The 15466-nt window shown below is 69.4% G+C and carries 13 protein-coding genes and 1 pseudogene; 6 read left to right on the top strand and 8 right to left on the bottom strand.

Annotation, left to right across the window (positions count from 1 at the left end; all coding sequences use genetic code 11):
* Positions 1-2461, bottom strand: a 2461-nt coding sequence (locus IZR01_RS40165; RefSeq protein WP_194926908.1) for a SpoIIE family protein phosphatase, incomplete at its 3' end; no start/stop codon positions are given.
* 157 nt (positions 2462-2618) lie between these two features.
* Positions 2619-3053 carry a (deoxy)nucleoside triphosphate pyrophosphohydrolase gene (locus tag IZR01_RS40170; RefSeq protein ID WP_228561134.1) on the bottom strand — a complete coding sequence of 145 codons (435 nt, stop codon included), beginning with the start codon at positions 3051-3053 and terminating at the stop codon, positions 2619-2621.
* Between the two features lie 74 nt (positions 3054-3127).
* Between IZR01_RS40170 and IZR01_RS40175 the strand changes: the two genes are divergently transcribed.
* Positions 3128-3433: a 4a-hydroxytetrahydrobiopterin dehydratase gene (locus IZR01_RS40175; protein WP_194897777.1), complete on the top strand. Its 306-nt coding sequence runs from the start codon at positions 3128-3130 to the stop codon at positions 3431-3433.
* Positions 3434-3549: 116 nt separating this feature from the next.
* Here the strand turns inward: IZR01_RS40175 and IZR01_RS40180 are convergent, their stop codons facing one another.
* From IZR01_RS40180 to trhA, 6 genes are all read right to left on the bottom strand, one after another.
* Positions 3550-4560 carry an inorganic phosphate transporter gene (locus IZR01_RS40180; RefSeq protein WP_194897778.1) on the bottom strand — a complete coding sequence of 337 codons (1011 nt, stop codon included), beginning with the start codon at positions 4558-4560 and terminating at the stop codon, positions 3550-3552.
* A gap of 3 nt (positions 4561-4563) precedes the next feature.
* A complete protein-coding gene (locus tag IZR01_RS40185) occupies positions 4564-5196 on the bottom strand; it encodes a DUF47 domain-containing protein (protein ID WP_194897779.1) in 633 nt (210 codons plus the stop codon).
* A 323-nt stretch (positions 5197-5519) separates the two neighbouring features.
* Positions 5520-5735: a hypothetical protein gene (locus tag IZR01_RS40190; protein WP_194897780.1), complete on the bottom strand. Its 216-nt coding sequence runs from the start codon at positions 5733-5735 to the stop codon at positions 5520-5522.
* 89 nt (positions 5736-5824) lie between these two features.
* A complete protein-coding gene (locus IZR01_RS40195; protein ID WP_194926909.1) occupies positions 5825-6844 on the bottom strand; it encodes a hypothetical protein in 1020 nt (339 codons plus the stop codon).
* A 104-nt stretch (positions 6845-6948) separates the two neighbouring features.
* Positions 6949-7710 carry a helix-turn-helix domain-containing protein gene (locus IZR01_RS40200; RefSeq protein WP_194897786.1) on the bottom strand — a complete coding sequence of 254 codons (762 nt, stop codon included), beginning with the start codon at positions 7708-7710 and terminating at the stop codon, positions 6949-6951.
* A 258-nt stretch (positions 7711-7968) separates the two neighbouring features.
* Positions 7969-8637, bottom strand: a complete 669-nt coding sequence (gene trhA, locus IZR01_RS40205; RefSeq protein ID WP_194926910.1) for a PAQR family membrane homeostasis protein TrhA — start codon at positions 8635-8637, stop codon at positions 7969-7971.
* A 240-nt stretch (positions 8638-8877) separates the two neighbouring features.
* Here trhA and IZR01_RS40210 point away from each other — a divergent pair, with 240 nt between their 5' ends.
* The 5 genes and pseudogenes from IZR01_RS40210 to IZR01_RS40230 all read left to right on the top strand — a co-directional run.
* On the top strand, positions 8878-10731 hold the full coding sequence (locus IZR01_RS40210; RefSeq protein ID WP_228555594.1) for a phosphoenolpyruvate carboxykinase (GTP): 1854 nt from the start codon (positions 8878-8880) through the stop codon (positions 10729-10731).
* Positions 10732-10962: 231 nt separating this feature from the next.
* A complete protein-coding gene (locus IZR01_RS40215; RefSeq protein ID WP_194926911.1) occupies positions 10963-11742 on the top strand; it encodes an isoprenyl transferase in 780 nt (259 codons plus the stop codon).
* A gap of 243 nt (positions 11743-11985) precedes the next feature.
* The gene (phoH2, locus tag IZR01_RS40220; protein WP_194897784.1) at positions 11986-13320 is read left to right on the top strand and encodes an RNA 5'-3' helicase PhoH2; all 1335 of its coding nucleotides are present in this window, start codon (positions 11986-11988) and stop codon (positions 13318-13320) included.
* Positions 13321-13663: 343 nt separating this feature from the next.
* Positions 13664-14542, top strand: a complete 879-nt coding sequence (locus IZR01_RS40225; RefSeq protein WP_194897785.1) for a transglycosylase SLT domain-containing protein — start codon at positions 13664-13666, stop codon at positions 14540-14542.
* Between the two features lie 353 nt (positions 14543-14895).
* Positions 14896-15466: pseudogene (locus IZR01_RS40230) on the top strand (hypothetical protein); the annotation flags it as partial.

Consider the following 15466-nt stretch of genomic DNA (forward strand, 5'->3'; position numbering starts at 1 on the left):
GGTTCACCAACTGCAACCCCCGCCCGCCCTCATCCGTCTCCTGCGCCCGCCGCACCTGCGGCACCACATCCAGCGCGTCCCCCACCTCCACCAGCAGCCGGTCCGTCTTCAGCATGTCCAGCGACACCGGCGAGCGCCCGTAGCGCTGCGCGTTCGTCACCAGCTCGCTGACCAGCAGCTCCGCGGTGTCCGTCAGGCCGCCCATGCCCCATTCCGCGAGGCGTTCGCGGACCTTGCGCCGTGCGTCCGAGACGGCCGAGGGGTGCGCGTCCAGCTGCCAGTGGGCCTTGCGCTCCGGCGGGATCGACTGGACCTGGGCCAGCAGCAGCGTCGCGTCGTCCGAGGTGTCGCCGGTGATCCCCAGGACGTCCGTCACCGCGTCGCAGCACTCTTCCAACGAGTCCGGTGGGCAGTTCGCCAGCAACGCCGCCATCACCCCGATCCCCTCGTCGATGTCGCGGCCCTTGTCCTCGACCATCCCGTCCGTGTAGAACGCCAGCCGGGAGCGGTCCGGGATGTCGAACTCCTTCGTCTCGAACACCCAGCTCCGGTACGCTCCGCCGCCCACCCCCAGCGGCGGCGAGGGCGGCACGTCCAGGCCGCCGACGGTCCCGTCCGGGGCCAGCAGCAGCGGCGGGGGGTGGCCGGCGCGCGAGACGGCGAGCTTGCCGGTCGCCGGGTCGTAGACGGCGTAGATGCAGGTCGCCAGGTGGTTCTCGGACAGCGACGCGCCGAGCTCGTCCAGCTGGTGCAGCACCTGCGCCGGCGCCAGGTCCAGTCCGGCCAGCGTCCGCGCGGCGGTCCGGAACTGTCCCATGATCCCGGCCGCCCGGACCCCAACCCCCATCACGTCCCCGACCACCAGCGCCACCCGGGCCCCGGACAGCTGGATCACGTCGAACCAGTCCCCGCCGACCTCGGCCCCGACCGACCCCGGCAGGTACCGGAACGCCACCTCCACTCCCGGCAGGCGCGGGATCCGCTGCGGCAGCAACGCCCGCTGCAACATCAGCGCGGTGGTCCGCTCCCGGTAGTACAGCCGCCCGTTGTCGATCGACACCGCGGCCCGCGTCGTGATCTCCTCGGCGACCTCGATGTCCTCGGACTCGAACGGCGGGCTGTCCGGATGCCGGTGGAAGTGCACCACCCCGAGCAGCGCCTCCCGGGCCCACAACGGCACCAGGATCGAATCCCCGCCCGTCGGCTGCCACAGCAGCGTCCCGTCGACCGACCGGATCGGCTCCTTGGCGACCGCGCTGATCCCCGCCGAGGAATGCCACGCCGCGCCGCCCAGCATCCGGTCGCTGATGTCCGGATCGGTCGACCACGCGCTGAACCCCTCAGCCAGCACCGGATCCGGGACCGCGCCGATCCCCTCGTGCACCAGCACCCGGCGCCTGCGCACCGGGGCCAGCCACACCGGCCCGACCGGGCCGATCCGCTCGTCGAAGACCTCTTCCTTGATCTCGATGACGATCGCGTCCGCGAAGTCCGGCACCGCGACGTCGGCCAGCTCCCGCGCCGTCCGCTCGACGTCCAGCGCCGTTCCCATCCGCGACCCGGCCTTGTTCACCAGCGCCAGCCGTCGCCGCGCGCCCGCCGCGGCCGCCGCGGCACGATGCCGGTCGGTGACGTCGAGGATCAGCCCGGACAGCCCGATGACCTCGCCGTCGGGTCCGTGCAGCCGGTTGTAGCTGACGGACCACACCCGCTCCTCCTCGGAGGCCGGCGTGAACCCGCCGTACTGCTCGTCCACCACCGGGATCCCGGTGCGCAGCACCTCGTCGGGGATCTCCTCCAGCCTCGGGTCCACACCGGGCAGCACCTCACGCACCCGCTTGCCGATGTGCTCCGAGACCGGCAGACCGTTGATCTCCTCCAGAGCCTGGTTCAGGCGGACGTACCGCCCCTGCTCGTCGTAGACCACGATCCCGACCGGGAACTGCTCGAACAGCGAGTCCAACACGGCCCGGTCCCGCGTGAACCGGATCAGGTCCTCGGCGGAGTTGGCGTAGCCGAACACCACCACGTGCCCGGCGCCGTCCCGCAGCCCCATCAGATGCACGTCGACCGGCACGCTCGCCCCGCCCGGCGTGACCGCGTCCAGCGCCCCGCGCGCGTCGTCCCCGGACTGGACCGCCGCGACCATCCGGTCGGCGGCTTCCCGGTCGGCCGGCCGGAACATCGCGTGGAACGGCTTGCCGATCATCTCCGTACGCTGCCATCCCAGCAGTTCCTCGGCGTTCAGCCGGAACTCGCGGATGACCCCCTCGCCGTCCAGCATGAAGGTCGCGGACCGCACCCGCTCGATCACCCCGGCCATCCGCCCCAGCTGCCGCTGCGCGTCGCCCTCGGACCCCTGCCCGAACACCGAGGTGGTCATCGCCCACCCCGGTCCGCGCCACCCGGGGTTGTCCAGCCGCTCCCGGTGGGGCTGCTGCTCCTGCGGCGCGTCGGGCATCGGGCGGTCTTCGATTCTGTGCTGTCTCAGAATCTGTGTCGTCTGAGAATCTGTGCAGTCGGGAACCCCGTGCTGTTGCGCATCCGGGTCTTCCGTGATCCTTCCCGGTATGCCGCACTCTCAAGCAATTGATCCGACTTTCACACTATGAGAGCAGTCACAGGTTTGACCAGGGAATACGACTCAATTCCAGGACGATGGGAACGTCCGGTGTCAGCCAGTCAAGATCCGGTAACCCTGCGCGCGGAACCCACGCCAGAAGGTCGTGGTCCGCCAGCGGCGAAGGCTCCGGCTGCCCGGGTTCCAGCCGCGCCAGGAACACCCGCAACGTGAACCGGTCGTCGATCCGCGCGTCGGCGCCGACCTGCTCTCCGACCCGCACCTCGACGCCCAACTCCTCGCGGCACTCCCGCACCACGGCCTCGGCGTCGCTCTCCCCGGCCTCGACCTTCCCGCCGGGGAACTCCCACTTCCCGGCCAGGTGAGCCGGGGCCGACCGGCGCGCGCACAGTACGGAGTCGTCGCGGGCGATAGCCGCTCCGACCACGGTCACTGGGGTCTGGTTGGTCGCGGAAGTCATCCCGGAAGTCATCCCGGAAGTTTAGGCCGATCACACTCCGTCACCACCTACTGGCCCCCTCTTGGCAACCGGACGACAATGAGCACATGCGCATACTCGAGCAAGAGGAGATCTGCCCGCTGTTGGCGGACCACCCGGAGTGGACCGGCGGCGCGGAACATCTCGCGCGCGTGTTCACCGCCGCGGACTTCCCCGCGGCCATCGCCGTGGTGGACAAGGTCGCGGTGATCGCCGAGGAGCTGAACCACCACCCCGACATCGACATCCGCTGGCGCACCCTGCGGTTCTGCCTCTCGACGCACTCCGCGGGCGGGGTCACCGACCTGGACCTGGAGCTGGCCCGGCGGATCGAGGACGTGCTGGCCGCGCAGTCCCGTACGCAGGCCCGTTAGCGGGCGACAGCCGTCGGAGATCCCCGGATCCGGCAGGTGAGCCAGACCAGCCGACGGCACCGGCGACACCGGCTGCCCGGCTACGGCGACTACCACGACTACCGGCCGCGACCCGCCTAACCGAAGATCGCGTGCGTGACCCACCAGACCAGGGCCGCGCAGGCCCCGGCACACGGCAGCGTGAAGATCCACGCCCAGAAGATGTTCCGGGCCACGCCCCAGCGCACCGCGGTCTTCCGCTTCGTCGCGCCGACGCCCATGATCGAGCCGGTGATGATCTGCGTGGTGGACACCGGCGCGTTCCACACGAACGCGGTGAAGTACAGCACGCCGGAGGCCACGGTCTCGGCGGCGAACCCGCGCGGCGGGTCCAGCTCGATGATCTTGCGGCCCAGGGTGCGCATGATCCGCCAGCCGCCGGCCCAGGTGCCCAGCGAGATCGCGCACGCACTGGACAGCAGCACCCAGTTCGGCACGCCGGACTTGCTGGTCGCGTGCCCGCCGGCGATCAGCGCCATCATGATCACGCCGATCGTCTTCTGCGCGTCCTGGATGCCGTGGCCCAGCGCCATCGCCGCGGCCGAGATCGTCTGCGAGATCCGGAAGCCGCGCGTCACCCGCCCCGGATGCGCCCGCCGGAACGCCCACAGGATCCCGACCATCAGGAAGAACGCCAGCACGAACCCGACGAGCGGCGAGGTCACCATCGGCAGGATGACCTTCTCCCAGACGCCCTTCCACTCCACCGTGATCCCGGCGGCCAGCCCGGCGCCGATCATCCCGCCGATCAGCGCGTGCGAGGACGAGGAGGGCAGCCCGTAGTACCAGGTCACCACGTTCCACACGACCGCGCCGACCAGCAGTGAGAACACGATCCACAGCCCGGCGTCGCCGCCGGGGGTCTTGATGATCCCCTTGGTGATGGTCGAGGCCACCCCGCCGCCGAGCCGCAGCCCGATGTAGGAGCCGAGCAGGTTCATCACCGCGGCCATCGCCAGCGCGACCCGCGGGGTGAGCGCCCGGGTGGAGATCGAGGTGGCGATCGCGTTCGCCGAGTCGTGGAAGCCGTTGGTGTAACTGAACCCCAGGGCGACGGCCACCACCGTGACCAGGCCGAGCCAGTGCACCGGTCAGGACTCCTTGACGACGATGGACTCGACCGTGTTCGCGACGTGCTCGAAGGCGTCGGCGGCGCCCTCCAGGGAGTCCACGACCTCCTTGAGCTTCATCACCGTCAGCGCGTCGTACTCCCCGGAGAACAGGTGGGCCAGCAGCTTGCGGTAGGACTGGTCGCCGGCGTTCTCCAGCCGGTTGACCTCGATCCAGTAGTCGGACAGGTCCTTCATCCCGCGCAGCCGGCGCATCGCCTCGGCCGTCAGCTCGGCGGCCCGCACCAGCGTGTCCACCTGATCGGCCACCCCGGCCGGCAGCGTCTGGATGCCGTAGAGGTTGACCAGGTCGACGGCTTCCTCCATCTCGTCCATGACGTCGTCGAGCGTGGAGGCCAGCGCGTAGATGTCCTCGCGGTCGAACGGCGTGATGAACGAGGAGTTCAGGGTGTTGTAGATCTTGTGCGTGGTGTCGTCGCAGGCGTGCTCCGCGGCCCGCATCCGCTCGGCGATCTTGGCCCGCTCCGCCCCGGCCCCGGGCCCGGTCGCGCCGAGCAGTTCGGTGAGGATGCCGGCCCCGACGACGAGGTGGTCAGCCTGCTCGGCGAACAGGTCGTAGAAGCTGGTCTCCCTGGGGGTCAGACGCAGTTTCACTGGAAGTCTCCGGGTTTTCAGTTGCCGTTAATCCGGGCAGCGGCTGATTGTTCTGGCTTGTTCGCCGTAAGGATGCTAGGTGCTCAACCTACCCAGCGCACAACCCAGTCACTACTGTCGCGGCCGTCACTGAGGCCGTGTCCGGCGCCGGGGGTGATCTCCGGGGGCCCAGATGTGATTTTCGCCATGCCGAAGGGCTCCGGCGCGGCTGGCACGGCTGGCCCGGCGCGAGCGCTGATCCCGGCGAAGAGTCGAGAGCCGAGGGTCGCGGGCTGAGGGCGAGAGTTGAGATGCCAGACCTGAGGCGCGAACGCTGAGGTCAGCTAGTTCCGGTCCCGCTTGGGATCGGTCGGCGGCAGCCCCAGCGCACGGTCGATGACCGCCCAGTCCAAGCGCTTCTCGCTGCCGGGGTGCTCGGCGACGACCTGCAACAGGTCGCCGTACAGCCGGATCTCGTCGAGCGCCGAGCCGTCGTACACCGAGGGCAGCGCACCGTAGCGGCCGTACGCCGAACCGGAATCGTGCTGGTAGAGCGTCATGGCTGAATCACCGCCCGTCGTCGCGACCCCTTGGTCCCCGACGGTGGAGCCTATTGCGTACCGAGGCCTGCGGGTATGGCCCAACAGGACTATTTGTGAGAACGAGTGGGGCTAGAAGGGTGAGCCGACGGGGTGGTCGAACGCCGCCGCGCCTGGGTGCTCTGCGTCCCGGCCGGTGCCCCGACCGCGGCCCCGGACGCCGCCGGCGAACCGGACGCCGACCCCGCGACGGTCGGCGTCACGACCGTGACCGGCGTCCCGAACCCGTAGAGCTCGGTGGCCGAGGTGACCTGGGCGACCGGCTTGGTCGTCGGATTCTCCACGAAGGAGAAGCTGGCGACGAAACGCCGCAGCCGTCCCTGTCCGTCCAGATAAGCGTCGAACGGGACCTTGGTCGTCGTGAACGCGCGCGCGGCGTTCGTCAGCGCCTGCTTGTCGGCCGCGGCGTCCTGCGCGGCGGCGCCGCCGTCCTTGGCCATCGCCTGTCCGGCCAAGGCGGTCGCCGCCTGCGTCAGATCGAGCGTGCCCTGATAGTGCGCCACCGGGGTCCCGCGCACCGAGTCCTGGCCGACGTACTTCACGCCGCCCTGCATGCCGCCGAGCATCGCGAACACCAGCGACGGCTCGGTGGCCCCGCCGGAGATCAGGTTGCCGTCGGAGACATTAGCGGTGGCCATCTTGGTCCACGCCGAAGCCGACGCCGCGGCGGCGGTCGAGGTCGCCGTGGCGGCGCCGCGGCGCAGGTACACCGTGGAGGGCGTCAGCACCTCGTTCAGGGTCCCGGTCGGCACCGTGAGGTCGACCGAGCCGACCTGCTTGCCGAAGTCGAAGAGCCCGGTGCCGTGCATGGTCAGCGTCTGCGCGGCGACCGCGGGCGTCTTGCCCCGCGCCGGAGTCGCCGGGCTGGCGACCGTGACCACGGTGTCCACCTGCGCGGTCCCGGCCTGCCGGGTGGCCGCCGCCGCGCCGGTGACCGCGGCGGCCGGCGCCGCGTGCAGATCGACGGCGTTGGCCGAGCCGCCGGATCCGAACATGCTCATCGCGCCGGCGGCGACGACGGCCAGCCCGCTGACCGAGGAGACCCCGATGGCGATACGGCGACGGTTCACGGCTTCCCCCTGGTGGGTGCGGCGGGTTTGTAGCTGCCCAACGAGCCACACCGAGGGTGGTTACGTGATGACGCGCCGATACCACCGGATCGGAGGAACCTGTGCTAAATGCGAGCGGCGTACTCCCGCAACGCTTCCCCGGTCACCTCGTCCGCCGGGAAGAACGTCTCCAACTGCATGTCCGCCAGCGTCAGATCGGCCGCCGAACCGAACACCGCGGTGCAGCTGAAGAACGTCAGCACCTGTCCGTCACGACGGAAGCGGAACGGCAGCACGACGCCCGCGTACAGGTCCGGCTCCGGTTCCGGTTCGGGATGCGGATAGGCGACGCACTCCCTCAACAACGCGGTCAGCTCCGGATCGCCGGAGGCCGCCGCCCGCCGGCTCAGCGCCCGCAGCAACCGGTCCCGGGCCTCGCCGTGGTTCACCAAGTGCGGCGCCAGACCCTCGGGATGCAGCGTGAGCCGCACCGTGTTGCCGCCGCCGGCCAACAGATGCGGCGCCACCAGATCGGTGAAGATGCCGACCGTCTTGTTGGCCTCGATGATGTTGGAGTGCTGGTCGTGCATCAGCGCCGGATACGGCAGATGCCCGGTGAGTACCACGTCGATCGCCCGCCGCACCGCGGCCATCTCCGGACTGGCCAGCGGCCGGGCCTTGAACTCCGGGGCGTAGCCGGCGGCGACCAGCAGCTTGTTCCGGTCCCGCAGCGGGACCTGCAACTCGTCGGCCAGCCGCAGCACCATGTCCCGGCTGGGCTTGGCGCGGCCGGTCTCCATAAAGCTCAGATGGCGGGTGGACACCCCGCTGGCCGAGGACAGGTCGAGCTGGCTGACGCTCCGGGTCCGGCGCCAGGCCCGCAGCATGGCGCCGAATTCGCCGGACTCGGTCGGCGGCTGCTTCTTCAGCTGGGCCGGGCTCGGGGCGGTCGGGACGGTGGTCCGGGGCGCGGCGATGGTCGCGGTGCTCATGCCGGTCACGATACGGAGCAAGCCCGGTCTGTGCTCGCCGGGCCGGGCCGGCCGAGTGCCCGCTTACTGAAAGAGCACCCTTATATAAGGACACGATTGTGGCCCGACACGACGGCCCCGCACGGCCCCGCACGACGGCCCCGCTCGGCCGCCCTACATGGCGGCCATCGACACCCCGATGAAGTGCAGCGAGAACGCCGCGATCGTCAGCGTGTGGAACACCTCGTGGAACCCGAACCAGCGCGGCGACAGGTCCGGCCGCTTCGTGCCGTAGACCACCGCGCCGACCGAGTACAGCACCCCGCCGACGACCATCATCACCAGGATCGCGACCCCGCCGGAGTGCAGGAACTGCGGCAGGAAGAACACCGCGGCCCAGCCCAGCGCCACGTAGCACGGCGTGTAGATCCAGCGCGGCGCCTTCAGCCAGAAGACCCGGAACGCTATCCCCGCCAGCGCACCGACCCAGACGGTGTACAGCAGCGCGCGCTCGGCACTGCCGTGCAGCAGGAGCACCGTGAACGGCGTGTAGGTCCCGGCGATGATCAGGAAGATGTTCGCGTGGTCCAGCCGGCGCAGTATGGCCTCGCCGCGCGGGCCCCAGTCGCGCCGGTGGTACAGCGCCGAGGTGCCGAACAGCATCACGGCGGAGAACGCGAAGACCGCGGAGGCCACCCGGGCCCGGCCGTTGTCGGCCAGCGCGATCAGCACGATCCCGCCGGCCAGGGCCAGCGGCGCCGTGCACAGGTGCAGCCAGCCGCGCAGCTTCGGTTTCATCGGCGCGACGGCGTTCGATACGGCATCCACTAGCGGCGGCGTCATGTCACTGAAGGTAACTTACGGATGCGTAACTTCGATAGGGCCGGACACGGGAACGCCGCCGAAACGGTATGGAAACGGTCCAGAACCGGACGCGATGTCGAGCCGACTGTGACGAACTAGCCATTGCCGACTATCCACCATGTGGACTGCGCTGGGTACACTCCGAAATACCCTCATACATCGACCGGGCCCGCCTACCAGTGCGGATGGGAAGCGAGCCCGGTGTCTTAGGAGCGCGCCATGACTGACGTGTCCACAAAAACCGTGCCCGCGAACAGCCTCGCGGCCATACCGGGGCTCGATGCCGCCCCGACGGGCCACGCCGCCCTCAAGGCGTGGGTCGCGGAGATCGCCGAGCTCACCCAGCCCGATTCCGTCGTGTGGTGCGACGGCTCGGACGCCGAGTGGGACCGGCTGACCGCCCTGCTGGTCGAGCAGGGGACCTTCACCCGGCTGAACGAGGCCAAGCGTCCGAACAGCTTCTACGCCAAGTCCGACCCGAGCGACGTCGCGCGCGTCGAGGGCCGCACCTTCATCTGCTCGCAAGAACAGTCCGACGCCGGCCCCACCAACAACTGGATGGCCCCGGCCGAGATGAAGCAGACGCTGCACGGCCTGTTCGCCGGCAGCATGCACGGCCGCACGATGTACGTCGTGCCGTTCTCGATGGGCCCGATCGGCTCGCCGCTGTCGGCGATCGGCGTGGAGCTGACCGACTCCCCGTACGTGGTGGTCTCGATGCGCGTGATGACCCGGATGGGTCAGAAGGTGCTGGACGAGCTCGGCACGGACGGCGAGTTCGTCAGGGCCGCGCACACCGTCGGCGCCCCGCTGGAAGCAGGCCAGGCCGACGTGCCGTGGCCGTGCAACACCACCAAGTACATCACCCACTTCCCGGAGACCCGCGAGATCTGGTCGTACGGGTCGGGGTACGGCGGCAACGCCCTGCTCGGCAAGAAGTGCTACGCCCTGCGCATCGCCTCGGTGATGGCCCGGGACGAGGGCTGGCTGGCCGAACACATGCTGATCCTGAAGCTGACGCCGCCCTCCGGGCAGGCGAAGTACGTGGCCGCGGCGTTCCCGAGCGCCTGCGGCAAGACCAACCTGGCGATGCTCACCCCGACCATCCCGGGCTGGAAGGTCGAGACCGTCGGCGACGACATCGCCTGGATGCGCTTCGGCCAGGACGGCCGGCTGTACGCCATCAACCCGGAGGCCGGGTTCTTCGGCGTCGCCCCGGGCACCGGCCGGGAGACCAACGCCAACGCGGTCGACACCCTCTACGCGAACTCGGTGTTCACCAACGTCGCGCTGACCGACGACGGCGACGTGTGGTGGGAGGGCCTGACCGAGGAGAAGCCGGCGCACCTGACCGACTGGAAGGGCCGGGACTGGACCCCGGACAGCGACGAGCCGGCCGCGCACCCCAACGCCCGGTTCTGCGTGCCCGCCGCACAGTGCCCGACCATCGCCGAGGAGTGGGAGGACACCGCGGGCGTCCCGATCTCCGCGATCCTGTTCGGCGGCCGCCGCGCCACCGCCGTCCCGCTGGTCACCGAGTCCTTCTCCTGGCAGCACGGCGTCTTCCTGGGCGCCAACGTGGCCAGCGAGAAGACCGCCGCGGCCGAGGGCGTGGCCGGCGAGCTGCGCCACGACCCGTTCGCGATGCTGCCGTTCTGCGGCTACAACATGGGCGACTACTTCGGCCACTGGCTGCGGATCGGCGAGAAGACCGAGGCCGACAAGCTGCCGAAGATCTACTACGTCAACTGGTTCCGCAAGGGCGCCGGCGGCAAGTTCCTGTGGCCCGGCTTCGGCGAGAACTCGCGCGTCCTGAAGTGGGTCGTGGACCGCCTGGAGGGCACCGCCGAGGGCGTCCAGACCCCGATCGGCGTGCTGCCGACCAGGGACGCGCTGGACCTGACCGGCCTGGACCTGTCCGAGGCCGACCTGGACGTGCTGCTCAGCGTCGACAAGGACGTCTGGAAGCAGGAGGCGGCGCAGATCCCGGCGCACTTCGACCGGTTCGGCGACCACCTGCCGGCCGAGCTCACGGCCGAGTACGAGGCTCTGGTGTCCCGGCTGGAGAACTAGCCGGAGAACTAGGCGATTAGTTCTTATCGGTTCTTATCGTCCAGGCACATCCGCGTACGCGACCAGGCCCGTCCCACAGGGGGCGGGCCTGGTCGCGTCAAGCGACCGACGGCGGTCTTCACGAAACCCGCACCCAAGGGTTTGCTGAAGCCCGTGTCGAGACGCGCCGGGACTCCGATAACCTCGTTGCGTCCCCGAAGACCCCCATGTCCCCCCGAGAGGCGCCGTGCTGTGAGCCTGCGAGACGTCGCCTACAGCCTGTACGAACGGCGCCTGGCGGCCCGGCTGCACACCGACGTCCAGCGGGGCAAGAAGAAGGTCCCGCGACACATCGGCGTCATCATGGACGGCAACCGCCGGTGGGCCAAGCAGATGGGCGAGCAGATCGCCACCGGCCACCAGCGCGGCGCGGACAAGATCCACGAGGTCCTGAACTGGGCCGAGGAGGCCGGGGTCGAGACGGTCACGCTGTGGCTGTTCTCCACCGACAACTTCAACCGGCCGCCGGAGGAACTGACCGACCTGCTGCGGATCATCGAGGGGTCGGTGCGCTCGCTGGCCGACACCGGCCGCTGGCGGGTGCATCCGCTGGGCGCGCTGGACCTGCTGCCGGCCGACTTCGGCCGGCACCTGAAAGAGATCGAGGAGCAGACCCGGGACAACCCGGGGATCCACGTCAACGTCGCCATCGGCTATGGCGGCCGCCAGGAGATCGCCGACGCGGTGCGCTCGCTGCTCGCCGACGCCGCGGCCCGCGGCACCTCCATCGAGGACCTGGTGCAGATGCTCGACGTGGAGCACATCACCGAGCACCTGTACACGCAGGGCCAGCAGGACCCCGACCTGATCATAAGGACCTCCGGGGAACAGCGTCTGAGCGGTTTCATGCTCTGGCAGAGCGCCCACAGCGAGTTCTATTTCTGTGAGGCGTACTGGCCGGCCTTCCGCAAGGTCGACTTCCTGAGGGCGCTGCGCGACTACGCGAACCGCCACCGCCGTTACGGCACCTAAAGCGGTATTCACGGCGGTACCCGACGCCGGGCCATTCCTTAACAACGCCACAGAATCTCGCGCGCATTCTGTTACGTAGTGTTATCACTACAGGTCAGAACCGTGACAACAACGGACAGTGCGTTTAGCCCCATCAGGTGACGGGAACTTCCCAGACGTGCCGGTGGAGCAAGGTCGACTCACACAGATGGCTGTGGCGGGTCTGCTCCCCGGCGTTTGTCGCTTCTGGGGAGACAGACAACAGTGGCAGCTACCCCTCGCCGCCGCGCCTCCAGCAAGGCCCGGCGCCGCACCTACGTCCTCGACACCAGCGTCCTGCTCGCCGACCCGTCGGCACTGACCAGGTTCGCCGAACACGAGGTCGTCGTCCCGATCGTGGTCGTGACCGAGTTGGAGGCCAAACGGCATCACCCCGAGCTCGGCTACTTCGCCCGCAACGCGTTGCGGATCCTGGACGAGATGCGGATCACCCACGGGCGCCTCGATGCCCCGATCCCCGTCGGCGAGACCGGCGGAACCCTGCGTGTGGAGCTCAACCACACCGATCCCGAAGGCCTGCCGCCGGGCTTCCGCCTCGGCGACAACGACTCCCGGATCCTGGCCGTGGCCTGCAACCTGCGGGCCGAGGGCCTGGACGTGACGCTGGTGAGCAAGGACCTGCCGATGCGGGTCAAGGCCAGCGCCGTGGGACTGGCCGCGGAGGAGTACCGCGCGGAGATCGCACTGGAAGCCGCGTCCGGCTGGACCGGCATGGCCGAGGTCGAGGTCGCGGCCGATTCCGTGAACGAGCTGTTCTCCTCAGGGCTCGTCGACATCCCCGAAACCGCGGGGCTGCCCTGCCACACCGGACTGGTGTTGCTCTCCGAGCGTGGCAAAGCCCTGGGACGGGTCAGCCCGGACAAGAAGGTGCGCCTGGTGCGCGGCGACCGCGACGTCTTCGGACTGCACGGCCGTTCCGCCGAACAGCGCGTGGCGCTGGATCTGCTGCTGGATCCGGACATCGGCATCGTCTCGCTCGGCGGCCGGGCCGGCACCGGCAAGTCCGCGCTGGCACTGTGCGCCGGCCTGGAATCGGTGATGGAGCGCCGACTGCATCGCAAGGTCGTGGTATTCCGGCCCTTATACGCGGTCGGCGGCCAGGAACTCGGCTACCTGCCGGGCACCGAGAACGAGAAGATGTCGCCGTGGGGACAGGCGGTGTTCGACACCCTGTCCGCGCTGACCTCGCAGGCCGTCATCGACGAGGTCGTGGACCGGGGAATGCTGGAAGTGCTCCCGCTCACCCACATCCGCGGCCGGTCACTGCACGATTCCTTCGTCATCGTCGACGAAGCGCAATCGCTTGAACGCAATGTGCTATTGACCGTTCTGTCCCGCATCGGCACGGGTTCGCGGGTTGTGCTCACCCATGATGTAGCGCAGCGTGACAATCTCCGTGTGGGGCGTTACGACGGAATCGTCTCCGTGGTGGAAAAGCTGAAGGGACACCCCCTGTTCGCCCACGTAACTCTCAGCCGGAGCGAAAGGTCCCCCATCGCCGCATTGGTGACAGAGTTGCTGGAGGAGCTGGCGGTTTGAGTGCGGACCCCCCTCGTGCTGGGGTTATCACGCTGTGTCCACTGTGACACAGGACACGCCCGATTGAGTTGAAAAGGGACCAAAGGCCCTGCATCGTCGAATGCGTAAGACCCCGCGTCTGGCAATCGCATTCGACGATCCAGGGCCTGACGGCCGCCGGCGCCGGAAGCGAGAACCGGGAGTTTTCCCGGCTCGACTTTCGCTCTCGACCGCAATGAGTCATTGCATTGTCGCTGTCTGTGAACAGCTGATGAGTCGAGCCGCAGCGGGGTGAACCCACTTCGGAAGGCTCCCTTTGTTCTCCGTGCGGAATTCGGTGTCCAACAAAAACCCGGTGTCCGGTATGCGTATTTCCCGGACGAAGGCTCTGGCTGTCACCGGCGCTCTGGCCGTGACCGGCGCGTTCGTCGCCACCGGTGTGGCCGCCCACGCCTCGTCCGTCAACAACGGCAAGGCCGCCATGGCCGACGCGGCCGTCGTCTCCACTATGAAGGCCAACCAGGACAAGGCCGCGGGCACCGCCGCCGACGCCGCCCTGGCCCAGCGCACCGGCGCCGCCGAAGCCGCCAACCGCAGCGCCGAGCGCGCCGCCCTCCCGGCCGGCGCCCCGGCCGCCGACACCACGGTCGCCGCGCAGGCCGCCGCTCAGAAGGCCGCCACCGACAAGGCCGCGGCGGACGCCGCAGCCAAGGCCGCCACCGACAAGGCCGCCGCCGACGCCGCCGCCAAGGCCGCGTCCGAGAAGGCGACCGCGGAGAAGGTCGCCGCCGCCCAGGCCGCCGCCGCTCAGGCCGCGCAGTCCCAGGCCGCCGCCCAGGCGCAGGCCGCCGCGGCCGCCAAGGCCAAGGCCGCCGCCGCCGCCGCGACCCCGACCTACGCGAACAACCTGGACGGCTGGATCAAGCAGGCCGTCGCGATCCTGGACTCCAACGGCACCCCGACCTCGTACAACGCCGTCTACCAGGCCGCGATGCACGAGTCGGCGGGCAACCCGAGCGCCGTCAACGGCTGGGACTCCAACGCCGCCAAGGGCACCCCGTCGATCGGCCTGCTCCAGGTGATCCAGCCCACGTTCAACTCCTACATGCTCGCGGGCCACGGCAACATCTACAACCCGGTGGACAACATCATCGCCGGCGCGCGCTACGCCGCCGCCACCTACGGTTCGCTGGACAACGTCGTCGCTCAGCGTTGCGGCGGCTCCTGCTGGGTCGGCTACTAAGCCGCCGGAATCAGCACAAAAGCAGCACCTGACCGGTCGCTCTCTCTGAGGGTGACCGGTCTATAACTCAATGTACTGTGATTTTTCCGACCCTCTCCCGGCTTGAGTTCGATCTCACTTCCGGGAGAGGGTCGATTTCTGGAAGACCCCGCGCTCGGGCTCGCGGGACCAAGGTCCCTGTCAGGGACGTTGATCCACCAGGGGGTGGATGTGGCGGCGATGGTGCCGCCTATCCGTTCGCCCATGCGCCGCTCCATGAGGGAGCCGGTCGTTTCTTCCCACTCATCACGGACGAATCCGTGCTGTGCGGAAACGGCTGTCGAAAAGGGGTGAGGCACCGCGAAAGGCAACTCTTGTCCAGCCATACCGGCCACGAGCACGACCCCGAGCACAACCCCACCTCGCAGGACCCGAAGTCCGGGATCGCGGGCGCCGCTTCGACAGCGGCGGGCAAAACCCTCTCGTTCATGACCGCCAAACTCCCTACCAAGACCTCTCGAATAGTCGCCGCCGCGGCGGCCGGCACCATGGTCCTGGCAGGTGCGGGCACCGCGTACGCGGTCCATTCCAATGACGTCTCCAACCACAACAAGCAGGTGGCGGCCGCACAGTTCGCGGCGGAGCAGAAGGCTTCGGCCGACAAGGCAGCCGCCGACGCCGCCGCCCAGGCCGCCGCCGAGAAGGCTGCCGCTGACAAGGCGGCTGCGGATAAGGCCGCCGCGGACAAGGCTGCCGCGGACGCCGCGGCGAAGGCCGCCGCGGACAAGGCGGCTGCCGATGCCGCAGCCAAGGCCGCGGCGCAGAAGGCAGCGGCGGACAAGGCCGCGGCCGACGAGCGTGCCGCCGCCGCGGCCGCCGCGAACCGCGACGAGCAGCGCCAGCCGCTGCCGTCCAGCACCCCCACCCAGACCTCGACACCCACCC

Origin of the sequence: Catenulispora pinisilvae (genome assembly GCF_015356865.1) — a bacterium.
Lineage (GTDB): Bacteria > Actinomycetota > Actinomycetes > Streptomycetales > Catenulisporaceae > Catenulispora > Catenulispora pinisilvae.